The 22,845-nt window shown below is 66.3% G+C and carries 22 protein-coding genes; 12 read left to right on the forward strand and 10 right to left on the reverse strand.

The genetic code is table 11. The features are described 5' to 3' along the window. Window positions 1–135 precede the first annotated feature (135 nt). Both LK533_RS03085 and LK533_RS03090 read left to right on the forward strand, forming a co-directional pair. Entirely contained in the window at window positions 136–321 is a 186-nt protein-coding gene (locus LK533_RS03085; protein ID WP_229361293.1) for a hypothetical protein, read from the forward strand. Between the two features lie 280 nt (window positions 322–601). Further along, a complete protein-coding gene (locus tag LK533_RS03090; protein ID WP_229361294.1) occupies window positions 602–1,132 on the forward strand; it encodes a nucleotidyltransferase family protein in 531 nt (176 codons plus the stop codon). A gap of 23 nt (window positions 1,133–1,155) precedes the next feature. Here the strand turns inward: LK533_RS03090 and LK533_RS03095 are convergent, their stop codons facing one another. Then, a complete protein-coding gene (locus tag LK533_RS03095) occupies window positions 1,156–1,749 on the reverse strand; it encodes an IS5 family transposase (protein WP_229361295.1) in 594 nt (197 codons plus the stop codon). Next, window positions 1,679–1,909, reverse strand: coding sequence for a transposase (locus LK533_RS03100; protein WP_229361296.1), 231 nt, complete (start codon window positions 1,907–1,909; stop codon window positions 1,679–1,681). The genes LK533_RS03095 and LK533_RS03100 overlap by 71 nt, the downstream gene beginning before the upstream one ends. A 91-nt stretch (window positions 1,910–2,000) precedes the next feature. Between LK533_RS03100 and LK533_RS03105 the strand changes: the two genes are divergently transcribed. Then, window positions 2,001–2,213 (forward strand): hypothetical protein, encoded by a 213-nt coding sequence (locus tag LK533_RS03105; RefSeq protein WP_229361297.1) that lies wholly within the window; start codon window positions 2,001–2,003, stop codon window positions 2,211–2,213. A 143-nt stretch (window positions 2,214–2,356) separates the two neighbouring features. Here LK533_RS03105 and LK533_RS03110 read toward each other — a convergent pair whose 3' ends face one another. Further along, window positions 2,357–3,373, reverse strand: coding sequence for a hypothetical protein (locus tag LK533_RS03110; RefSeq protein WP_229361298.1), 1,017 nt, complete (start codon window positions 3,371–3,373; stop codon window positions 2,357–2,359). Here LK533_RS03110 and LK533_RS17755 point away from each other — a divergent pair. Further along, the gene (locus tag LK533_RS17755; protein ID WP_267495035.1) at window positions 3,372–3,500 is read left to right on the forward strand and encodes a hypothetical protein; all 129 of its coding nucleotides are present in this window, start codon (window positions 3,372–3,374) and stop codon (window positions 3,498–3,500) included. The two genes, LK533_RS03110 and LK533_RS17755, sit on opposite strands and share 2 nt — an antisense overlap. 286 nt (window positions 3,501–3,786) lie before the next feature. Here LK533_RS17755 and LK533_RS03115 read toward each other — a convergent pair whose 3' ends face one another. The 4 genes from LK533_RS03115 to LK533_RS03130 form a co-directional block, all read right to left on the reverse strand. Continuing rightward, window positions 3,787–6,669, reverse strand: a complete 2,883-nt coding sequence (locus LK533_RS03115; protein WP_229361299.1) for a PAS domain S-box protein — start codon at window positions 6,667–6,669, stop codon at window positions 3,787–3,789. A 7-nt stretch (window positions 6,670–6,676) separates the two neighbouring features. Next, window positions 6,677–8,650 (reverse strand): hybrid sensor histidine kinase/response regulator, encoded by a 1,974-nt coding sequence (locus LK533_RS03120; protein ID WP_229361300.1) that lies wholly within the window; start codon window positions 8,648–8,650, stop codon window positions 6,677–6,679. Then, the gene (locus tag LK533_RS03125) at window positions 8,647–8,826 is read right to left on the reverse strand and encodes a type II toxin-antitoxin system ParD family antitoxin (protein WP_229361301.1); all 180 of its coding nucleotides are present in this window, start codon (window positions 8,824–8,826) and stop codon (window positions 8,647–8,649) included. The genes LK533_RS03120 and LK533_RS03125 overlap by 4 nt, the downstream gene beginning before the upstream one ends. Window positions 8,827–9,054: 228 nt before the next feature. After that, window positions 9,055–11,049 carry a hybrid sensor histidine kinase/response regulator gene (locus LK533_RS03130; protein WP_229361302.1) on the reverse strand — a complete coding sequence of 665 codons (1,995 nt, stop codon included), beginning with the start codon at window positions 11,047–11,049 and terminating at the stop codon, window positions 9,055–9,057. 261 nt (window positions 11,050–11,310) lie between these two features. Between LK533_RS03130 and LK533_RS03135 the strand changes: the two genes are divergently transcribed. Then, the gene (locus tag LK533_RS03135; protein WP_229361303.1) at window positions 11,311–12,759 is read left to right on the forward strand and encodes a carboxylesterase/lipase family protein; all 1,449 of its coding nucleotides are present in this window, start codon (window positions 11,311–11,313) and stop codon (window positions 12,757–12,759) included. Window positions 12,760–12,820: 61 nt separating this feature from the next. Here the strand turns inward: LK533_RS03135 and LK533_RS03140 are convergent, their stop codons facing one another. Beyond that, complete coding sequence (locus LK533_RS03140; protein WP_229361304.1) at window positions 12,821–14,200, reverse strand: sensor histidine kinase; 1,380 nt, start codon at window positions 14,198–14,200, stop codon at window positions 12,821–12,823. Continuing rightward, window positions 14,190–14,855: a response regulator transcription factor gene (locus tag LK533_RS03145; protein ID WP_229361305.1), complete on the reverse strand. Its 666-nt coding sequence runs from the start codon at window positions 14,853–14,855 to the stop codon at window positions 14,190–14,192. The genes LK533_RS03140 and LK533_RS03145 overlap by 11 nt, the downstream gene beginning before the upstream one ends. 96 nt (window positions 14,856–14,951) lie before the next feature. Between LK533_RS03145 and LK533_RS03150 the strand changes: the two genes are divergently transcribed. Genes LK533_RS03150 through LK533_RS03180 form a run of 7 tightly spaced genes read left to right on the forward strand, consistent with a single transcriptional unit; the run spans window position 14,952 to window position 22,354 of the window. Further along, window positions 14,952–16,022: an ABC transporter substrate-binding protein gene (locus LK533_RS03150; protein WP_229361306.1), complete on the forward strand. Its 1,071-nt coding sequence runs from the start codon at window positions 14,952–14,954 to the stop codon at window positions 16,020–16,022. Further along, on the forward strand, window positions 16,019–17,527 hold the full coding sequence (locus LK533_RS03155; protein ID WP_229361307.1) for a porin: 1,509 nt from the start codon (window positions 16,019–16,021) through the stop codon (window positions 17,525–17,527). The genes LK533_RS03150 and LK533_RS03155 overlap by 4 nt, the downstream gene beginning before the upstream one ends. A 26-nt stretch (window positions 17,528–17,553) precedes the next feature. Then, complete coding sequence (locus LK533_RS03160; RefSeq protein WP_229361308.1) at window positions 17,554–18,855, forward strand: CitMHS family transporter; 1,302 nt, start codon at window positions 17,554–17,556, stop codon at window positions 18,853–18,855. A gap of 4 nt (window positions 18,856–18,859) precedes the next feature. Further along, on the forward strand, window positions 18,860–19,525 hold the full coding sequence (locus LK533_RS03165) for a YjbE family putative metal transport protein (RefSeq protein WP_229361309.1): 666 nt from the start codon (window positions 18,860–18,862) through the stop codon (window positions 19,523–19,525). Between the two features lie 8 nt (window positions 19,526–19,533). Then, the gene (locus LK533_RS03170) at window positions 19,534–20,598 is read left to right on the forward strand and encodes an AbrB family transcriptional regulator (RefSeq protein WP_229361310.1); all 1,065 of its coding nucleotides are present in this window, start codon (window positions 19,534–19,536) and stop codon (window positions 20,596–20,598) included. After that, window positions 20,595–21,281 (forward strand): alpha/beta fold hydrolase, encoded by a 687-nt coding sequence (locus LK533_RS03175; RefSeq protein WP_229361311.1) that lies wholly within the window; start codon window positions 20,595–20,597, stop codon window positions 21,279–21,281. Before LK533_RS03170 ends, LK533_RS03175 begins: the two co-directional genes overlap by 4 nt. Continuing rightward, window positions 21,278–22,354: a biotin carboxylase gene (locus LK533_RS03180; RefSeq protein ID WP_229361312.1), complete on the forward strand. Its 1,077-nt coding sequence runs from the start codon at window positions 21,278–21,280 to the stop codon at window positions 22,352–22,354. Before LK533_RS03175 ends, LK533_RS03180 begins: the two co-directional genes overlap by 4 nt. Window positions 22,355–22,674: 320 nt before the next feature. Here the strand turns inward: LK533_RS03180 and LK533_RS03185 are convergent, their stop codons facing one another. Further along, window positions 22,675–22,812 (reverse strand): hypothetical protein, encoded by a 138-nt coding sequence (locus tag LK533_RS03185; RefSeq protein ID WP_229361313.1) that lies wholly within the window; start codon window positions 22,810–22,812, stop codon window positions 22,675–22,677. Window positions 22,813–22,845 lie beyond the last annotated feature (33 nt).

Genomic DNA, 22,845 nt, shown 5'->3' on the forward strand with positions numbered 1-22,845 from the left:
CGCTGTGTCGTTTTGGGACGAGGCTCCTATAATGCCCTGTCAGCTTGTAGTGACTCTGCAACATTCACGTAGAAATACGTAAGGAACATCGGTGGATGTGGCAGGAACTTCTTGAAGGGTCAGGAGGGTGGTCAAATGCTGGTGCAGGTGGCATCTATCGGAACGACGCTCGCCGCGGCGCTTGTTGTTGTGCAACAGGTGAAGGTACGCCGCCAACGCAACTCGCGACTGGAGATGCGGCGGCAAAAGCGGGAAGAGCATGATCGGCTCTGGAATGACGCGGTCGCTCAGCAACGCGCCGAGGACCATACCGCCGACTGACCGCCACCGCCTGTGTCAGTCATGCGGTGACGCAGCGGAGGGCGTCAAAGATGCTGCCCCTGGAACTCGGCGAGTCCGACCAGGGCGCCGTCTCGTGCCTCGACCTATTCGGGTGGAGTCCCGCCGGATGGCCGACCGGCAGGAAACGCTCCGAATGCCTGTACGCGCGAACGGCAGGGCGATCGTCCGGGCACGGGTTCCCGATCGGGAGCGCTGCATTCCAGGCTAAGACGCTAATTCCGACGTTCCGTGCGACCAGCGACGACGGTAACATCGTCGTATGGATGCTGCTTCGAAGGTCATAGCCGTAATGCGAGCCGATCCGCTCCGCTGGCATCTTCTGGGCGTAGTCAGTGCATTGGACCTGCCCGATGGGTGGATCGGCGCTGGCTTCGTCAGGAACGCCATATGGGACCACCTTCATGGCCGGCCCCCCTCCGCACCAACGGGCGATGTAGATGTAATTTGGCACGATCCGTTCTGCGTTGATGCGGCGAAGGACCGGAAACTCGAAGCGGTGCTGCACGTCGTAGAGCCGGCAATCCCATGGTCCGTGAAGAACCAGGCGAGGATGCACGGCCGGAATGCCGATGAGCCGTATTCCTCGGTGACCGAGGCGATGCGATACTGGCCAGAAACGGCGACCGCCGTAGCCGTTCGCCGCGTTGGCAAAGACGACTGCGAAGTGGCAGCCCCCATGGGCCTAGGCGACCTGATGCAGCTAGTCCTGAGACCAACCCCGCACTTCGCTGGCAAGAAGCGCCATATCTACGAGGGACGGGTGCGGTCGAAGGGTTGGATGAAAGCCTGACCTCTTTTGCGAAGCGAGTCCAATTAGGCCGTAGACTCATAAGCTCGGAGCCACAGCCGCATTGAGGCGAGCTGGATCATGGCGAGGAAGTTGGCGGCGAGGTTGTCGTAGCGGGTGGCGACGCGGCGGAAGTGCTTGAGCTTGGAGAAGAACCGCTCGATCAGGTTGGGTTCGCGGTAGAGGCGCTTGCTGAAGCATGGTTTCCATTTGCGGTTGCTTTTCGGCGGGATGTTGGGCGTTGCGCCCTGGTCCTGGATCAGCTCACGGATGCGGTCGGCTTCGTAGGCCTTGTCGGCCAGCACGATGGTGCGCGGACCAAGGTGGCTGAGCAGCGTGTCCGCGGTCTGCCCTGCGGTCAAGCCGAGCCGGATCGGGAGGCCTTGCGCATCAACGACGACGTGGATCTTGGTCGTGAGCCCGCCGCGTGATCGACCGAGACAGTGATCTGCACCCCCCTTTTTGACGTCGCGGCCTGCTGGTGGGCGCGAACGGAGGTACTGTCGATCATCTGTATCTCGCCGTCGTGCGCGGCGGTGATGGCGTCCATCAGGCTGTCCCACACCCCCCGCGTCGCGCCATCGCACGAAGCGGTTGTAGCAGGGTGGTACGCGGACCATAGCGCTCGGGCAGGTCGCGCCACGGCGCACCGGATCGCAACACCCAAAAGATGCCGTTCAGCACACGGCGCTCATCGACGCGCGGCACGCCTCTAGGCTTATTGGGCAGCAGCGGCTCGATCACGCGCCACTCGAAGTCGGTCAGGTCATATCGGCTCATGCCGACGCTGAATCAGAAGCAGGCCTGCGAGGGAAGATGCCAAGCGGCGGGCTCTACTTGCGAACGCGGCAGGGGTTGATAGCATCCACGGATGAACGAGCTGGCAATCAGCGGGATAGCCCTAGCCGTGATAGCAGCTGGCGCGCTGGCGGCTGGCTTTGCTACCGGCGAAATGCCGTTCGACTACAAAGCTTTAGACACCGGGCGAGCCACCGCCCCGGTCACATTCTGGGGCTTTGCTGCATCCTGGGCGATGTTCATCATCCTTGGGACCGCCATCGCCATACGGCACTGGGGTGCCTGACGAAAGCTCACGTCTTCAGTTTATGAGTTCACGACTTAGGCCGCTTGGGACGCCAGCACCGCCCAATCCCGCGACCCCGTTTCACCATCCCGATGTGAAAGCCCATGACCGTGTCGGTCGTCGTCCCCAAGCGGGAGAGTTGCTTAGCTGGAGCGGTGACCTAACCGCCAGGTGAGGAGCCGGATGAATGGCTCCGGATCGTCCAAGCGGAATGCAATGCGGGCGAACGAACCTCGCTTTTTCAGAAGTGAGCGACGCCGCAGAGGGCGATCCAATCGCAGCATGATGTTGGGCCAGGCAAGAAGCGCCGCGTTGAGGGTCTCGGGATCGCGTGCCGCCTCGCCGGTCAAGCTGCCCTCGATGGCAACGATCGCGTCGAGCGGCACGAACTGGTCGATCAGGAAGCCGGCCCGCACGCGCACGCCCTCGGGCGTCAACAGCACCGGCCTGTATCGAAACGACTTGATGAGGCCGACCAGGTACACGAACCCTACATCGCTCAGGACGAACATGACCAGCGCGGCCCTGCGGCTCCAGTGTCCGACGAGCAGATGGTAGACGGCGATTTCGATTGCCGACAGGATCAGCAGCGTCGCGCACATCGGCGTCAGGTGCTTGTGATAGGCAAAGGCGCGGGCGTTTGCTGGCACGTCCGCCGGTCCGCCCCAGCGGAACAGCGCCATGTGGATCACCGTCATCTCCGCCACCGCCAGGCGGACCAGCGCTGGCGGAAAGATCTCCGATGCGGCCGACACCCACCGCTCTTTCCGGTCGACGCCCCCTCTGCCCACCGCCCGGCGCGCTCGGGCCGTGGCCCAGGCGACATGGCCTAGAACGACAGCCGCCATCGCGAGCGCCAGGATCGGCGTCTCGAACAGCACGCCCCGCATCGCCGATGGTGAACCCAGCCAGACGGTGAAGCTGGCGCCCGCTAGCACGCCCAAGACCGCGCTCCACGCCGGCTTTCCGGCCGATCGAGCGATCAGGGACAACATCAGCGTGTCCGCGACTACCCACAGGAATAGTAACAGCGATGCAAACGGATAGGCAGTCGCCAACGGCGTCCGTATCGCCAATCCAGCCAGCGCGACGATAACAACGGGCACAATGCTTGCGGCGAGATGTCGGCGGTCGACGCCATCACGGGTCTGTGCTGCCATGGAATCCCCGTCCGCCCGCGCAAACGACCGGGTGCTGGTCTGGCGCAACGTCACCCGTGCTTATACGCGGACGTCGCGGGCGATCGCCAGCATTGCCATCTCCTCAAAACAGTTTTCGGCCGTTTGATGAACATCTCGGCGGACATGAACGGACCGGGACGTCGCCAGACAGGCGACGCGGATGGCGGTCGATCAGCTTTGCTTTGCGGAGCTTGTCCAAGGCTGCAGTTCGGCGGCTGAGCGCAGGCTCGGTGAGATGCAGCGGCTGTCACGGGCAGCCGCTATCGGGCTGTACCGGCTGGGAGCCGCATGATCATCGTCCGGCGGTGCGCCCGCTGGCCCTCAACCGCTGCGGCCCCGTCCTCCCTCACGCATGGTCCTTCGCGCAAGTATGGGCACGATCGGCACCCGGATTAGCTTGCCTCGATGATGCTTCGGATGCGGGTTGCCAGCGCGTCGATGGCGAAGGGCTTGGTCATCATCGACATGCCGGGATCCAGGAAGCCGTTCGCGATCGTCGCGTTTTCTGCGTAGCCGGTCATGAACAGGATCTTGAGGTCAGGGCGTCGTTCGCGCGCCGCATCGGCAAGCTGGCGCCCGTTCAGCCCCGGCAGGCCGATATCGGTGATGAGCAGGTCGATCCGCCGCTTCGACTGAAGGAGCATCAGTCCTGAAGGACCATCCACGGCTTCGATGGCTCGGTAGCCAAGCTCCTCCAGCACATCGACTACGAGCGCGCGGACAGCCGTTTCGTCCTCGACGACGAGCACCACTTCGCCGCGCTCGGCGCGCAGTTCGTCACCCAGTTCCCCGGTTGTGCTTTCCTCCTCCTCTCCTTCGCCATAGTGGCGGGGGAGGTAGAGCTTGAAGGTCGTGCCCTTGCCAACCTCCGAGTAGATCTTGGCATAGCCTTCGGACTGGCGCGCGAAGCCGTAGATCATCGACAAGCCCAGGCCGGTCCCCTGACCGATCGGCTTGGTGGTGAAGAACGGCTCGAACGCCTTGCTGATCGTGTCGGCGGTCATGCCGACGCCCGTGTCCGTTACGCAGATGCAGACATACTGGCCGGGCTTCACCTCGCGCTGGCGTGCCGCATAGGCATCGTCGAGATGCGCGTTGCAGGTCTCGATGGTGAGGGTGCCGCCCTCGGGCATCGCGTCCCGCGCGTTGATCGCGAGGTTGAGGATCGCGCTTTCGAGCTGGTGCGGGTCGCACAGCGTCTGCCACAGCCCGCCGGCGGTGACGATCTCGAGCCGGACGGCTTCTCCGATCGTCCGGCGCAGCAGTTCCTCCATGCCGGTGACGAGCCGGTTGGCACTGACGGGCTTGGGATCGAGCGGCTGCCGGCGCGAGAAGGCGAGGAGGCGATGCGTCAGGGCGGCTGCGCGGTTCGCCGACGTGATCGCCGTCGTCGTGTACCGCTCCATCTTGCTCATGTCGCCCTTGGCGAACTGGCGCTGCATCATGTCGAGTGAGCCGATCACGCCGGTGAGCAGGTTGTTGAAGTCGTGCGCGATGCCGCCCGTGAGCTGGCCGACCGCCTCCATTTTCTGGGCCTGCCGGAGTTGTTCCTGCGCCGCCTCCAGTTCGGCCTGGCGCGCCTTCTCCTCCGTCACGTCGCGGGTGACGGAATAGAGCTTGCCCGCTTCGGGCACCGCCACCCAGGACAGCCATCGCCACTCGCCGTTCCTGGCACGGTAGCGGTTCTCGAACTGCATGACGGGACTGCCCGCACGCACGCGCTCGAACGCCTCGGCGCTCGCTCTGATATCGTCTGGATGGGCGAAGTCCGCGTAGGGACGGCCCTCGATTTCATCGACAGGCCAACCCAGCGCGACGGCCCAGGCCGGGTTCACGGCGTCAAAACTGGCCGATTCCAGATCAATGACGGACAGCAGGTCGAGGCTGAGCTGCCAGATAAGGCCCCGCTCACGCGAGCGCTCGACCACCTCGCGCTCAAGGTCCGCGTTGAGCGCGCGTAGCTGATCCTCAGCCTTCTTGCGCTCCGTAATGTCGAGCGAAGACCCGACCAGACCGATGACCGCGCCTTCTGCATCTCGGAAGGGTGCCTTGGTAGACAGCCAGATCGCCCGGCGGCCGTCCGGGTAGGTGACCTCTTCCTCCAGCGCCTCGGTCCGATTCTCGGCCATGACGCGCGCGTCGTTGGCCATCACCGCCTCGCCCTGTGCGGGGTCGTCGAGGAACTCGCGATCGGTGCGACCGATGATCTCGGACAGCGGCTTGCCGACCAGTTCGACCGTGCCGCGATTTGCGGCGACGATCCGTCCTTCGCGGTCCTTGGCGTACACGACACCGGGCACCGCCTCCATCACCGCTTCCAGCAGGTTCTTGGCGCTGCGCAGCGCGTCCTCCGCTTCCCGGCGCTCATCGATGTCGATGACGGACCCGACATAGCCCAAATACTCGCCGTCGTCGCCGAAGCGCGGTGTCGCCGCGTCGATCGCCCAGCGGTAGGTGCCGTCCGCCCGGCGCAAGCGATACTCCAACCGCAACGGCTTGCGGGTGGCATCGGCCTCGATGAACGCCTGCTCGGCCGCGGGCCTGTCCTCCGGATGCGTCGCGTCGAGCCAACCGTGACCTAGTGCCTCTGCCTCGCTCTGGCCGGTGAACTCGTACCAGACGCGGTTGAGGTAGGTGCACTGCCCTTGCGGGTCGGTGACCCACATCATCACTGGCGTGTTGTCGGCCATGTTGCGGAAGCGCGCTTCACTGTCCGCCAACGCTGCCTGGATCTGGCGGAGACGCTGCTCGCCGGCTTCTGCCGCCTCGAGCTGGCGGCTCCGCTCCTCCAGCGTACGCCGCAGCTCCAGTTGCGCCATGACCTGCCGCGCCAGCACGCGCAGCGTTTCCTGCTGCAGCTCGGTGAGTTGCCTGGGGCGATGATCCAGCACGCAAAGCGTGCCGATCGGCAGGCCTTCCTCGGTCTTGAGCAACGCGCCGGCGTAGAAGCGCAGGTGCGGTTCGCCGACCACCAGCGGATTGCAGTTGAAGCGGGGATCCTGGGTGGCGTCGGGGACAAGCAGGAAGTCCTGCTCCAGGAGCGCCTTCGCGCAGAAGGAGCTTTCCAATGGCGTCTCTCGCACGCCCAAGCCGACCTCCGCTTTGAAGAACTGCCGGCCCCCGCCGATCAGGTTCACCACCGCAATCGGCGCCTCGCACAGCTTGGCGGCCAGTGCCGCCACCTCGTCGAAAGCGGCCTCGCGGGGCGTGTCCATCACGTCGTAGCGTGCCAGTGCCGCCAAACGCCGGCGTTCCAGATCCATCACGTCGTTCATCACTCGATTATTTCGACATCGCGCTGCGCAGCACGCGGGCAAGCCCTTCGGCGGTATAGGGTTTCTGCAGCAAGTCGAAGCCGTGCGAGCCCTCGGCGGCGAGGACATGGCTGTACCCGCTCGTCAGCACGACCGGCAGCTCGGGGAACCGGCTGCGGAGCGTCTCGGCAAGCTCGATGCCTGAAATCCCCGGCATGACCACGTCGGTGAAGACGATGTCGAACTTCTTCGGTTCGGCTTCGATCATTGCCAGAGCCTCCTGGCCGCTCGGCACCCACATGTTGCCATAGCCCAGGTCGCCGATGAGATGGGCGGCGAACTCGCCAACGAGCTGATTGTCCTCGACCAGCAGCACGCATCCGCCGCCCGAAGGAGGCGCGGTAGCTGTCGGGGGAGTGAGATCCGAGTCCCCATGCGTCTCGCGCTCGTCGGCACGCAGCAGGTAGAGGGTGAAGGTCGCACCTTCGTCGGCGCCGCTCTCGATCACGATGTCCCCGCCGGACTGCTTGGCGAAACCGAACACCTGGCTGAGGCCGAGCCCTGTGCCCTTGCCGACGTCCTTGGTGGTGAAGAACGGCTCGAAAACCCTCGGCAGATCCTCCGCGCTGATCCCGCTGCCGGTATCGCTCACGGCGACTGCGATGAAACGGCCTTCGACCGCCGCATGACCACGGGTCGCGGGTATGCCTTCTCGCTCCTCAACGAGAAGGGTCAGCCGACCTTCGCCCTCCATCGCATCGCGTGCATTGACGGTCATGTTGAGGATGGCCGTCTCGAACTGGTTGGGATCGGCATGGACGACGCAGGGCTCGCACCTGACCTGGAGGTCGATTTCGACCCGTGAGCCGGACACCGTCTTCAGGACTTCCATTCCCTGACGGAGACGCTCGACAACGTCGAAGTGCTCGGCCTTGAGCGGCTGCCGCCTGGCGAAGGCCAGGAGCTGGTTGGTAAGCTTGGCGGCGCGTTCCGCGGTTTCCTTGATCGAGGCGAGGTAGCGCTGGCGCTTCTGCTCGGCGAGGTCCGGGCGCGCCAACAGGTCGATGCTGCCGAGAATCACCGTCAGTAGATTGTTGAAATCGTGCGCGACACCGCCAGTCAGCTGACCGATGGCCTCCATCTTCTGGCTCTGACGCAGCGCTTCCTCGACCCGCTCCCGCTCGGCCACCTCGGCAACAAGGCTCCGCTGTGACTCCTCCAGCGCTGCGACCTGGTCGGTCACGGTATGCTCGAGCGAGAGGTTGAGGTCCTCCAGCATCGCCCTGGCCTTGGCCTCGTTCTCGACATCGATGCAGGTGCCGATCCAGCGCAGGACACGTCCCTGATGGTCCTGCTCGGGGATGCCGCGGCACGCGAAGCATCGATATTCCCCGTCTCCGTCGGCAACCATGAACGTCTCATCGAACGGGTTGCCCGTTCGGATCGCCTCCGCCCAGGCATCGCGGGCACGATCCCGGTGCTTGGGGTGGATCGCCTCCAGCCAGCGGTCACCCAGAAGCTCGCGATCGCTCCGCCCCGTGTAGGTTTTGAAGCGGACGTTGGTCTGCACGTAATGGCCGTCCGCATCCGCTTCGAACACGAAGCCGGGTAGCGCATCGGTGAGGGAGGCCAGGCGGCGCGCGACCTCCCGCTCTTTCGTCCGGTCGCGGACGATCTTCAGGAAACCGGGGCCCGTCTTGAGCGGCATCATGAGGCCGGAGCCCCAGAAGCGGCTGCCATTCTGGCGCAGGTGAAACCGTTCGTTGACGGCGCGACCGTCGCTGCGCGCCCGCCCAAGCTCGTGTTCCGGAGATCCTGCTGCCTGGTCTTCCTCGGTGAAGATGATCCGTCCGTGCTGGCCGATCGCCTCCTCGGGCGACCAGCCCAGGATCGCTTCGGCACCGGGATTCCAGCTGGTGATATTGCCATGCTCGTCGAAGGTGATGATCGCGAAGTCGGTCGCGCTTTCGACGATCTGCTGGGCGAGGGTCGGATCAATCATCCCTGGCGAGCTTCCACTGCCACGGCGCGCCCTTTTGTCTGTCGCTCGACAAGGATGCGCAGGCCCGCGCGGATCACCTCGCTGGCGGTGGCGTAATGGCCGGAAGCGACCTCATCGGCCACAAAGCGATCGAGTTCCTGGCTGAGCGAAATGGTGCGTGTAAGCCGGCGTGCCATCGGGACTCCGAGAACGATTGTAGGACAAGACATTACACTTTGTCCGCCGCTCGGTTCCCACAAGGGCCGCGACATATCCTTCAGTGGAGATCGTTCCCGATGCCGGATGATGGCAGAGGATCGCACATCCCGGGACGGCGCCGGCGCAGTTGCAGAACGGCCGGCGATGCTGAGCGGCGCAACGCGTTTGTCAGAAGATTGGCAGGTTGCTGAGGGCGCTGAAACGGCTCAGCTCGCGGCAGGCGGCCGGTTCAGCATGTCGGCAACCTTTGACGAGAGCGCCTCCAGCGTGAACGGCTTTGTCAGCAGTTCCATGCCCGGCTCGAGATGGCCGTTCCCGACCGCGGCGTTTTCGGCAAAGCCGGTGATGAACAACACCTTCAGGCCAGGCCTGAGCCGGCGCGCCTCGTCAGCCACCTGTCTTCCGTTCATGCCGTTGGGCAGCCCCACATCGGTGATGAGCAGCTCGATCCGGGCGCCGGACTGGAGCACCTTGATGCCGGCCGCGCCATCCGCTGCACCGATGACGGTGTAGCCGAGGTCGTCCAGCACCTCGTCGATAAGGTGGCGGATCGTGGCCTCGTCATCCACGACGAGGATGGTCTGCGCGTTCGCGGTTCCGGCGACTACGGCGGCGTTGTGGATCTCGACGTTCTCCGCCTCCCCATGATGGCGGGGGAGGTAGACGCAGACGGTCGTGCCGTGGCCGACTTCGGAGTAGATGCGGACCTGCCCTCCGGACTGTTTTGCAAAGCCATAGATCATGGAGAGGCCAAGCCCGGTGCCGTGCCCAAGCGGCTTGGTCGTGAAAAAGGGCTCGAACGCGTGCGTGATCGTGTCGGGCGACATGCCGGTGCCAGTGTCGGTGACGCAGATGGAGATGTACTGGCCGGCGGGCAGGTCGCGTTCGCGGCCGGTCCTTTCGTCTATCCACCTGTTGGCGGTCTCGATCGTGAGCTTGCCGCCGTCCGGCATCGCGTCGCGACCATTGATGCACAGGTTGATGATCGCGTTTTCGAGCTGCGGGGCATCGATGTTCGCGGTCCAGAGCCCTGCCGCCTGTACGATCTCGATGTCGGTCGTGGCGCCGACGGTTCGGCGGAGCAGCTCTTCAAGGCCGACGATCAGCCGGTTCACATTCGTGGGTTTTGGATCCAGCGTCTGCCGGCGCGAGAAGGCGAGCAGGCGTTGGGTGAGGGACGCGGCGCGCCGGCCAGCGCCTTGTGCCGCATTGATGAAGCGGTCGAGCTCATCCAGGCGTCCGCGGGCGAGGCGCATCTGGAGCAGCTCCAGATTGCCCATCATGCCGGTCAGCAGGTTGTTGAAGTCATGGGCAAGGCCGCCCGTGAGCTGGCCCACCGCTTCCATCTTCTGTGCCTGGCGTAGTGCACCCTCAGCCTGCGCAAGCGCTTCGGCCTGCTCCCTCTCGGCCGTGATATCGCGACCAAAGGCATAGGTGGCCCCGCCTGCCGGAGCCGCCACCCAGGAGATCCAGCGGGTGGACCCGTCCTTGTGGCGGTAGCGATTGACGACCCGCGGGCTGCCGCCTTCGGCCGCCAGCTCATACGCGTCGATCGCGCTGGCGTGATCGTCGATCACAACGAACTCGTTGACGTGATGTCCGACAAGCTCCTCGGGTCGATAGCCGAGCATCGCCGTCCAGGCAGGGTTGACGCGACGGAACACGCCCTGGAAGTCGACCACGACAAGGAGATCGGGGGAGGTGTCCCAGATGCGGTTCAGCTCGGCCGTTCGCTCCTGCACCTGCTGTTCCAGCGTGTCGTTGACCTGGACGAGCTGCTCTTCCGCACGCTTGCGGGCGGTGCTGTCGTTGAAGAAGATCGCGATCTTCCGCTCGGCCGGATCTCCGACGCGGATCGCGCGAACGTCGAACCAGCGTTCGAAATTGCTGGCATAGCTCTCGAAATTCGCCGGCTCGCCGGTCTTGGCGACGTGCCCGTAGGTCTCAAACCAGAAGCGCTCGAGGTCGGGTGCATATTCCGAGACCCATCGGCCCTTCAGGTCCGCACCGGACTGGCGGGCGAAAGCATCGTTGGCTTCGACAAAGCGGTAGTCCACCGGCCGGTCATCGGTGTCGAAGCGCACCTCGACGATCGCGAAGGCGGTGTCGACCTCTTCCAGCAGCGTCCTGAGGCGCCCCTCACTGGCCTGAAGCCGCTGGACCTCGGCTTCCAGCTCTTCACGCGAAACGTCTGCGAACACGCTTTACCCTGTATCTAACTTGAAACGTCCGGCTCTCATAAGGCCCCGTCGATAAACAAGAAACCCGCAGAGCAGCCATCCGCTCCCCGCCAAGGGTCAGGCCTCGTTGATCACAGCCAGGCGATGACGGTAGCATTCCCGCAAGAGTCTTCGCGGTGACACAAGCATTTTGACCCTGTCGCCGGATTCGCTCGTTGGTCCGGCTCGCCAATCCCTGGCCGGAGCATCTTCGCCCCTGCCAACCCTGGACGGAGTTCGAGTATGAAGTTGAAGCTGACCGCCGGAGCGGCACTGACGTGCCTTGCAGCCATGGCTGCAGCAGCGGCGCCGCCCACCGAGGTCGCTGTGGAAACCGGCCTGGTCAGGGGCGCCACCGAGAACGGGGTCACGTCTTGGAAGGGCATTCCCTTTGCCGCATCGCCGGTTGGCGCCCTTCGCTGGCGCGCGCCGCAGCCCGCCTCGAAGTGGACCGGGGTCAAGGATGCCTCTTCCTATGGGCCGGACTGCATGCAGGAGCCGTTTCCAAGCGATGCGGCGCCGCTCGGCGTCAAGCCCGGCGAAGACTGCCTGTTCCTCAACGTGTGGGCGCCCGAGGGCGCTCCTCGCGGCAGGAAGCTGCCGGTCATGGTCTGGATCTATGGAGGTGGGTTCGTGAACGGCGGGTCCTCGCCGCCGACATATTCGGGCGCGAACCTGGCACGCGAGGGCGTCCTCTTCGTCAGCTTCAACTATCGGGTCGGCCGCTTCGGAACCTTCGCGCATCCGCAACTGGTCCGCGCCCAGGAGGACCAGGGCCTGGTTGGCAACTATGGCTATATGGACCAGGTCGCAGCTCTGAAGTGGGTTCAACGGAACATCGCGAAGTTCGGCGGCGATCCCAAGCAGGTCACGATCATCGGCGAAAGCGCCGGTGGCATGTCGGTCAACACGCTCGTCACTTCGCCGATGGCACAAGGGCTGTTCAGCCGCGCGATCGTCATGTCGGGCGGCAACGGCCAGGGGATGGGGCCGGGCGGATTGGCGGCCGCTGAGGCCGCGAGCCTTGCCTTTGCCGAGGCCAAGGGCATTCGGGCGGATGACCCGCAAGCTCTGGCGAAGCTTCGCGCCCTTTCGGCGGAGGAGGTTACCGACAAGCTCAACATGAAGGCGCTGTTCACGCCGAGCGACGGCCCGCGCACGTTCGCAAGCCCGTTTGTGGATGGAAAACTCGCGGTCGACGCGGCGGCAGCCTACAAGTCCGGTGCTTTTTCCCGCGTCCCCATGATGATCGGCGCGACCAGCGCAGACATCGGCGGCAAAACCGGCTTCATGGTCGCCGGCGCGCGTTCGGTGGCTGCCGAAGTCTCCGGCCACGGCGTTCCGACCTATCACTACCGCTTCTCGTACGCCGCGGAGTCCCTGGGGAAGAAGGGTGCCGATCATGCGACCGAGATCCCCTACTTCTTCGACAATGCGAGAATTGCCTATGGCGAGAAGACCACGACCCAGGACGTGAAGGTCGGCAAGGCGACCAGCGCCTATATCCTGAACTTCGTGAAGACCGGCGATCCGAACGGGGCGGGGCTTCCACAGTGGCCGCGCTATTCCCGCAGCGGCGACCAGCTCATGGACTTCTCCGAAGACGGCAAGGCTGTTCCTCAGAAGGACCCCTTGGGGCCGGAGATCGACGCCGCGGCTGCGTCCCAGGCTCAAGGGCAGGCCGGATCATAGTCTTTTGGGGTGGGGCCGCCGCTTTTTGCGGCGGCTCCGTCCTCGGGGTGGTCGACGCTCGTCAACCGGTCGGCAGAGTGACGGACACGCGAAGACCAGGCCGTGTGCTTGTTACGCTCACATCCGCGCCGATCCGCTGCGCGGCCGAGCGTACGATGGCGAAGCCCAGGCCACTGCCCTGTTTGCCTTGGCTGCTTGAGAGACGAAGAAACCGCTGTCCCAGCTGCTCGATGTCGGCGGCACTTAGGCCTGGCCCGTCATCCGCGACCGCGATGCCGGCCCTGCTTCCGGCATGTTCCACGGTGACGACGGCCAGCCCGCCGCGTCGATTATAGCGGATGGCGTTGTCGAGGAGGTTGGAGACGATCTCGAACAGCAAGGTGCGGTGCCCGGCCACAACGACCTCCTCATCGGGCGCTTCCAGGGTCACCTCTATGCCGGCCTCGAGCGCCTGACCGATACGGCGGTTGATGACCGCGACCGCGACCTCGCGCAGATTGATGCTCTCGAGTTTCGGCGATGCGCCGGCCTCGTCCGCCCGCGCCAGCGCCAGCAGCTGCGTCATCAGGTGTTCAAGCCGGTCTGCAGCCTCCGCGATTTCATCCAAGGCGTGGCGGTCGCCCCGCCGTGCCAGCGCGACCTGCACCTTCAGCACCGACAAGGGCGTTCGCATCTGGTGCGATGCATCGGCCGTGAAACGTCGAACGCCTGCGGTGGCGGTGTCCAGCCGGGCGAGCAGATTGTTGAAGGCAGCGGCCAGGGGCTTGAGTTCGGCAGGCAGTGGCCCGGCCCTGATCGGCGACAGATCGGGAGCGGCGCGGGTGTCCCGCGCGGTTACGGCCATTCGCAGGCGGGCGAGGGGGCGCAGACTCCAGCCGAGCGCCGGCCGGATCAGCAGCAGCGCCATGCCGACCAGTGCGAGTTCCCCGACCGCGAGCGCCACCAGCAACCGGCGCCGGACCGCGCGTCGATACTCCAGCGTCTCGGCGATCTGGATCACTACCGGCCCCGAGACGCCTGGCAGGGCGCGGCGGACCTCTGCGATCCGGATGTCCTGATCCCTGAACCGCGCGTAGCGGAAGCGCGGTACGTCCAGTTCCATGGCGCCCAGGTCGGGCGGCGACAGGTCGCGATAGCCGGTCAGAAGGTGCGGCCCTACCGCGATCCGATAGAAGATGCTGTCGCGCTCGCTGTTGTCCAGCATCCCGAATGCGGCGGCGGGAAGGTCCAGCGTTACCCGGCCACGCTCCACCTGCACCGTTTCCGCAATCGCGCCCAGCGCTCCCCCGAGCACCCGGTCGCCCGATCGCCGGACCACGTCGGTGATCAGCGTCGCTCCGGCAAGCCCGAGCAGGATGGCGACGCCCAGCAACGGGCCGAGCATCGCGCCGAAGAGCCGCGTGCGAAGGGCAAGGGTGCGGTCGGGCGGTTCAGCCGACATCGAGAAGATAGCCAACGCCCCGCACCGTACGGATCTCCGGCCCATCGGGCGCCAGCTTGGCGCGAAGCCGGGTGATGTTGACCTCGATCGCGTTCTGCCCGACCGGCTCGTCAAAGCCGAACACCTCGCTGTGCAGCGTTTCGCGCGCGACGATCTGACCCGCGCGGGTGGCGAGGGCGTCCAGGACGGCCCATTCGCGCCGGCGCAGATCAAGCGCGCGGCCGGCGACTCGTGCCTCGCCCGTGGAACGGTTGATGGTCAGGCTGCCCAGGACGAACTCAGGCGTCGGGTCACCTCCGCGGCGGCGCCCCAGCGCACGGATGCGGGCCTCCAGCTCCTCCGGCGCGAACGGCTTGCGCAGATAGTCGTCGGCGCCAAGGTCGAGCCCCCGGATCCGGTCGTCCAGCGCGTCGCGGGCGGTCAGCATCAGCACCGGCGCCCGCTCCCCCCTGCGCCGCAACGTCGCCAGCACCTCGAAACCGTCCAGATCGGGCAGGCCGACGTCCAGGATGATGAGCGCATAAGGCTCCCCGGCAGCGACAAGCAGCGCGTCCTCTCCGGCGGCGACATGGTCCACCGCGTGCCCGGCCGTGCGAAGCAGCGCGACCAGCCCGCGGGCCAGGGGCGCGTCGTCTTCGACAATCAGGATTCGCATTTGGCCGTTCCGTGAAAGGTTCGTGACAGTTTGGCGGCGTAAGCCGGCTCCGCAGCCTACCCGTGCGGAGACGCGGGCGGCGAGAGGAGCTTGAACGTGCGCGTACCGATCCTGGCCGGACTGATATCATGCCTCGCCGTTGCCGGCGGCTCCTATCTCGCGCTTCGTGCCGATCCGCGCAATGGCTTGCTGGCCCAGGCGCAGGCCGAGGGCAGTGTGGAGGTTTACGGCAATGCCGACGCAAAGGCGGTCACCCCGCTGATCGCCGCGTTCCAGGCCCGTCATCCCGCCCTGAAAGTCCAGTACCGGGTTCTGGAGTCCGCCAGCGTGTATCGCCGGTTCGTCGACGAGACGGATGCGGGCCGGCCTAGCGCCGACCTCGTCTGGTCCTCCGCGATGGATCTGCAGGCAAAACTGATCAACGACGGCTACGCTCAATCCTACGCCAGCCCGGAAAGGCGGGCGATGCCGGCAAGCGCGGTGTGGAAGGACATGGGCTATGGCGTCACGCTCGAACCGGTTGCGCTTGTCTATAACAAGCGGCTGATCGCGCCGGACCAGGTTCCGCATACGCATCAGGCGCTGGAGCAACTGCTCACGACCCGCCGCGCGGCGCTGGCGGGCAGAGTGACGACCTACGATCCGGCCCGGTCGAACCTTGGCTATCTGTACCTGACGCAGGATTACGCGACCACGCGCGATACGGGCGCGCTGTTGCGGGCGATCGCGGCTACGCGCCCGCAACTGTCCGCAACCACGGCCCCGATGATCGACGCGGTCGCGAGCGGGCGCGCGGCGATCGCCTATAATGTCGTGGGTTCCTACGCATTGGAGCGCGCGCACGCCGACCCGCGGCTGGGAGTGGTTTTCCCGCAAGACTATACGATCGTCGCCTCACGGGTGGCCTTTGTCGCTCGCGGCGCGCGGCATCCCGCAGCGGCCAGGCTGTTCCTCGACTTCCTCCTGTCCCGTGACGGCCAGTCGCTGCTGGCGCGGGCGTGGTTGCCGCCGGTCCGTAGCGACATTCCCGGCCTGCGGCTCGGCCCCGAACAGGCCCGACCGATCCGCGGCGGGCCCCAGCTTTTCGTCAATCTCGATCCTGTGAAGCGCCAGCGGTTCCTCGCCGACTGGAACGCCATCCTTGCCGAAGGGGCAAACAAGCCATGAAACTGATCCCAAGCGGCTGCGCCCTGGCGGCGCTGATCGCCGCCACCCCCGCGCTTGCGCAGACGCCAGGCCAGGAGGAACTGGCAGAGCTGGTCCGTGCCCAGGCGGCCGAAATCGCGCAGCTTCGTGCCCGGATCGAGCGCCTGGAGACGCAGAAAACGGACACCGTGATTGCGGCACAACCAGCCCGGCCGGCCCAGGTCGCGCCGCCCCAGTCCCAAGCGTCGCAACAGCTTGCCAGCACGCAGCAGGTGCGCCCACCGGTCGTGACGCTGCCCTTTGCACCGCAACTGGTGCCGCCAAGTCCGGCCGAGCGCGACGTGGCGCGCGCGCGCGAGGCCAATGCCGCCGGCGTCACCACCGAATGGGGGGCAGGGCTGCCCGTGTTCCACTCGGCGGACGGCATCTACACGTTCAAGCCGCGGGGTCGCATCCTGACGGATGTCAGCTCCACCCTGGGATCCCGCTACAAGGACCGCAACATCACGACCACGGGGATGCGCGCGCTGCGTCTGGGCGTCGAAGGCGGGGTGGGAACCCACTTCTTCTACCAGTTCGAGAGCGACTTTTCCGAGAATGAGGTCGACATCGTCACCGCCTTCATCGGCTGGCGCAACCGCATTGCGCCGGGCCTCGATTACGACGTGCGCGCAGGACACCTGTTCAACGACCGCAGCTTCGAAGGATCGACGGGCTCGGACTCGACGCCGTTTCTTGAGCGGACGGCCGTCGCCACGGCGATCATCCCGCAGCGCGGGTTCTATGGCATCGGCATCATGCCGCGCCTGTTCTGGCGCACGGGGCACGCATCCCTGACCGTCACCGGCGACCGCGTGGACGGCGATCAGAGCGGAAACGACAGCCGGACGGTGTTGGGGCGCGTCCACTGGAACCCGATCAAGACCGATCGCGGCGTCCTGCACCTTGGCCTGTGGGGTTTCGACGAGGCGCTTTCGTCGGCCAGCCCGGGCACGCTGACCCGCAACACGGTCATCGGCGGGCGCTTCAACGGCGCGCTGCGCGTGTCCACCGGGGCGCTGACGGGCGGCACGGGCACGACGGGCTATGGCGCGGAACTGGGCGGCTATGCCGGCCCGCTCTGGCTGATGGCCGAAGCCGGGCGGCGCAACGCCCGGCTGGACGGCGGCCGGCCCGATTTCGTGACCAAGGCATGGAGCATGTCGGGAGGGTTCTTCGTCACGGGCGACCTGCCGCCCTACAACCCGCGGCTCGGCAGCTTCGGCCAGCCGCTGGTCAAGCGACCGATCTTCGAAGGCGGTCCGGGCGCGATCGAGCTGACCGCGCGGTACGAGCGGCTGGACTTCGACGACATCCTGAACCCGGCAAACGGCTGGGCCGCAACGCTGGGTGTCAACTGGTACCTCAACAGCTTCACCCGGATCCAGGTGAACGGGATCCAGTGGCACACCGACAACACGGCCGACACCTTCATCGGCGGAGATGACGGGCAAACCCTGTCCGCCCGCCTTGGCGTCACCTTCTGATCTTTCCCGCGATCAAGGACTTATCCATGGACCTCGCGCTGCTCGGCTTCCTGATGGTGGCCACGTTCATGACGCTCATCATGACCAAGCGGATGACCCCGCTGGTCGCGCTGGTTGTCGTGCCGACCGCCTTCGCCCTGGCGGCCGGCTTTGCCTCCGGACTCGGCGACATGATGATCGACGGGATCAAGAACCTCGCGCCGACCGGCGTCATGCTTTTGTTCGCGATCCTGTTCTTTTCCACCATGACCGACACCGGGCTGTTCGACCCGCTGGTCAACCGGCTCCTGCGCGTGGTGCATGGCGATCCGCTGCTGATCCTGGTCGGCACGGTCGTACTCTGCGCCCTGGTCAGCCTGGATGGTGACGGATCGACCACCTACATCATCACGATCGCCGCGTTGCTGCCGCTCTACAAGCGGTTCGACATGAACAGGCTGTACCTGTGCTGCCTGTTGATGACGACCAGTGGCATCATGAACCTGACACCCTGGGGCGGGCCGACCGCGCGAGCGGCCAGCGCGCTGAAGCTTGATCCGGCCACGCTCTTCCTGCCGCTGGTTCCGGGCATGATCGCCGGGCTCGCCACGCTGATCCTGCTGGCCGTGCATTTCGGGCGGCGCGAGCGGCGGCGGATCGGTCACGTCAAGAGCAGCGAACCGACCGCCTTTACCGGAATGGCGGTGTCGCAGTTTCCGGAGGCCCGCCGCCCGCGCCTGCGCTGGTTCAATGGCGCGCTGGTGATCGTGTTGCTGGTCGGTCTGGTCACGGGCATCCTGCCGCTTGCCGTGCTGATGATGCTGGCGTTCGCGATCGCGATGATCGTCAACTATCCCCAGGTCGCCGAACAGAAGGAGCGCATTTCCGCCCATGCCGGAAACGTGCTGGCAGTGGTGTCGCTGATCTTCGCTGCCGGCATCTTCACGGGCATCCTGTCGGGGACCGGCATGGTGGAGGCGATGAGCCGCGAGGTCGTCGGCCTCATCCCGCCGGCGCTCGGGCCCTATATGGCGCCGATCACGGCCGCGCTGAGCCTGCCGTTCACCTTCTTCATCTCCAACGACGCTTTTTACTTCGGGATGCTGCCGATCCTGGCCGAGGCCGGCGCGCATTATGGCGTCGAGCCGATCGCGATCGCGCGCGCTTCCCTGATGGGCCAGCCGGTGCATCTGCTCAGCCCGCTGGTCCCGTCGACCTATCTGCTGGTCAGCCTGGCGGGGATCGATCTGGCGGATCACCAGAAATTCACCCTGGTGCCCGCGGCCGCGGTGTGCGCCGTGATGACGATCATCGGCATGCTGTCGCTCGCATTCCCGTTGATCGGATAAGACCATGACCGAGCTGTGGAACCACATCGTCAGCGACTTTGCGCACATCGGCTCGCCGGCCGCGCTCGCCGCCTTTGCCCAGGTTGTGATGATCGACATCATGCTGGCGGCCGACAACGCCATCGTGGTCGGCGCGCTGGCGGCAGGATTGCCGCCTGCGATGCGACGGCGCGTCATCCTGATCGGGGTGATCGCCGCACTGGTGCTGCGCGTCGCGTTCGCGCTGGTCGTCACCCAGCTTCTGCAGCTCGTCGGGCTGGTGCTTGCCGGAGGTCTGCTGCTGCTGTGGGTGGCATGGAAGATGTGGCGCGAGCTGCGCGAAACGCCTGAGCAGCACAGCGCCACGGATCCGGCCGCAGCGGCCGCACCTGCGCGGTTCTGGCCCGCGGCATGGGCGGTGGCGGTAGCGGACGTCTCCATGAGCCTCGACAATGTGCTCGCAGTGGCGGGCGCGGCGCGGGAGCATCCCGGTATCCTGGCGATCGGTCTGATCCTGTCGGTCGCCCTGATGGGCCTGGCCGCCAACCTGCTGGCACGGGTGATCGAGCGCTATCGCTGGCTTGCGTACGTGGGGCTGCTGGTGATCCTCTACGTCGCTGGCCGCATGATCTGGGAAGGGCTTGCAGATCCCGAGCGCGGGGTGTTGGGGGCGCTGGGCCTGTTGCTGTGAGCCGGTCGGTGCATGCTGAGGGTGAGCGCGCCCGGATCATCCTGCGTTTCCTGGCCGCGGTGGCGCTCGGCGGGGCGGGGGGCGCGCTGTTCCTGGTGGTCGGCGCCCCGCTTCCCTGGATCCTCGGGTCGATGGCGGCCTGCGCGGCGGGAAGCATCGCACGGCTGCCGATCGCGGCCGGCCCTGCGATGCGTCGGCCGATGGCGGCGGTGATCGGCGTCGTGCTGGGCAGCTCCTTTCATCCCGGGCTCCTGTCGTTAGCGCGGGAGTGGTGGGTGCCGCTGGCGATGCTGCCGCTGTTCCTGGCCGCCGGCGCCGTGTTGTGCGTCACCTGGTTCCGCCGGGTCGCCAAGTTCGACCCGGCCACCGCCTATTTTGCCGGCATGCCCGGCGGCATCGCCGAGATGGTGCTGATGAGCAGCGAACGGGGCGCGGATGAGCGTACCGTTGGGCTGATCCATGCCGCTCGCATCTTCCTGGTCGTGTTCGTGCTGCCGTTCCTGATCCGCCACTTTCATTCGCCTGCGTCGGCGAAAGTCACTGCCGTGACCTCCGCGTCAGGCGCGCTAAGCCTGGACCTGCTGATCTGGGGCGGCGTTTCTATAGGCGTCGGGCTGCTGGTCGGGCGCGCGCTCAGGCTTCCCGCATGGCACCTGATCGGCCCGCTCGCGGTGAGTGCGATACTCCATGCAAGCGGGGTCACCGACTTCCGGGTCCCGGTCTGGCTGCTCGCGGCTGCCCAGACGGGCCTGGGCGCGACGATCGGTTGTCGCTTCACGGGACTGACGCTGCGCATGTTCGGCCGCCTACTTGGCCTAGCTGCGGGCTCGACCGCGATCCTGCTGGCGCTTACCTTTGGCTGGGCGATCACAGTGGGACGGGTGACCGGACTGGATATCGGACTGCTGGCGCTGGCCTATTCGCCCGGGGGCCTGGCGGAGATGAGCCTGGTCGCGCTCAGCCTGGCACTGGAGCCCGGCGTGGTGATCGTCACCCATCTCGCCCGCGTCGTCCTGGTTCTGCTCGCCGCTCCGCTTGTCTTTCCTGCCATGTCCCAGGAGGTTGCACCATGATCAGGCCACCCACACCCCTTGTTCTGCTCCCCGCCATGGGGTGCGACGGGCAGCTCTGGGCACGACAGGTAGTGGACCTGGCGGGCCTGGTTCATCCGGAGCTTGGCGACCTGACGGCTGACGACACGCTGGCCGGCATGGCCCGGCGCGTTCTGGCACACACGCCGCCCCGTTTCGCGGTCGCGGGGGTAAGCCTTGGCGGATATGTGGCGATGGAGATGGTTCGCCAGCAGCCGGAGCGGATCGAGCGGCTCGCGCTGTTCGGCACGCGCGCCTCGCTGAGCGCCCGTCCGCGCACAATGGCCGAGCAGGGGATGCTGGCCACCGCGCCGCATGCCGATCCGCAGCTGACATCGATCATCAGCGGACCGGTCCAGGCAATGGTGGAACGGGTCGGGGGCGACGTGTTCGAGCGCCAGCAGCGGGCGCTGCTGGCGCGGCCGAACCTGGACGCCGCGATTGCCGCGATCCGGGTGCCGACGCTGGTCGCCGTGGGAGATCGCGACCGTATATGCCTGCCGGAAGACGCGCGTGCCCTGGCTGACCGGATCGAAGGCTCGCGATTCCATGTGCTGAGATCGTGCGGCCATCTTGCACCGCTGGAACGACCGGGCGAGACGACTGCGCTGCTCCGGGAGTGGCTGGTTGCATCACCGCGTGCCCTCGAAAGGAAAAATCCGTGACCCGGAATGCCGTTGCGATCCTCTTCCAGGCAGTGCCGCCACCCGTCATCGATGGCCTGCGCAAGGACGCGAAGCCCGGCGGCTACTCCGATGGGGGCGCCGACATCGCCTTTGCGCTTCAGGGTCGAGGGCAGCAGGTCGTCACGCCGGTTGCACAACCGGATCCGGCCGTGGCACTCGAGTGGGTGTTCCCCGACACGGCGGAGGGCATCGCGCGGGCACGCGCGTCCGGCGCCACCACGCTGTGGGCCAACACGGTCCTGTTCGGGGGACATCCGCTGGAGGCCGTGCTGGGCGAGGTGGGGATCGTCGGCCAGCTTCCTGCGGCGATGCAGGCGTGGGACGACAAGTTCGAGACCAACCGGTCCCTGGCGCGCGCAGGGCTGCCGGTGGCGCGCTCCTTTCTCCTGTCGCGGACTGCTCGAGAGGGGGTTCGCGCGCTGGCGGATCTGGAGGCCGCAGTCAGCGAAGGGGGCCTGGGTCTCCCTGCCATCGTCAAGCCCGTACGCGGACGTGGCAGCCAGGGGGTGACGCGGGTTCGCGACATGGCCGCGCTGGGTCACGCCGCGGAAAAGCTGCTCGACGAGGGGCGCTTCGGCGACACGTTGATGGTCGAGGAGTATCTGGACGGCGAGGAGGTCACCGTCACCGTGATGCCGCCCGCCTCGCCCAGGCCCGACGGCACTGCCGGACCCGGACACTGGGCGCTGCGCCCCGTGCGGCGCTTCGACCAGCGCGACGGGGTCGCCCCCTACAATGGCGACGTGCCGGTAACCGCCAACAGCGTCGCGATGGAGGAGGGGCGGCTGTCCGATCCTGACGTGATCGCCATGATCGCGGCCTGTGTCGAGGCAGCGCGCCTTGTGGAGGCGAGAGCCGCGATCCGGATCGACTGCCGACAGGATCCAACAGGGATGTTCCGGCTGTTCGACCTCAACATGAAGCCGAACATGACTGGACCGGGTCGGCCAGGCCGTGCTGATCAGGACAGCCTTTCCGCCATAGCAGCAAGGGTGGACGGCTGGAGCTATCCCGATCTGCTGGAGGCGATGTGCGCAGCTGCCTGGCGCTAAAGCGATGTTGTAGACCGCATGTTGCGCGACCTCGCCGGGAGACCCGATCAACTCGCGGCATCTACGGCCAAAAGGCATCATTCGGTTCTATCCGGGGCGCGAGCCCAAGGACGCTCGCGCCCGTCTTGCTGCAGGCTTCCGATATGCGGCGCACGGGCCGGCTGGGGGATCCGAACGGCACCGATGCGGATCGGGACTCGCGCGCGGGTGTAATCGCGTCGGGCCGCAGCAGGCGGCTGATCATCATCAGGAACTGGACGGACCTGCTGAGCGACGCCGGCGTGTCGGAGCTTCAGATGAGCGCCCGCTGGCAGCGTGCGCTATCCCTCGCCACCAAGGTTAAGCGCCAGCAGCCGCCCGGCGCGTGCCTCGATCGCGTCACCGAACGCCAAGCGCTCGACCCAGTGCTCGGGGATGCCGCGTCGGCCGTGGATTGCACCCGCTAGCTGCCCGGCCACCGCCGCTACGCTATCGGCATCGTCGCCGCCGGG

The organism is Sphingomonas sp. PL-96 (assembly GCF_020707215.1).
GTDB lineage: Bacteria > Pseudomonadota > Alphaproteobacteria > Sphingomonadales > Sphingomonadaceae > Sphingomonas.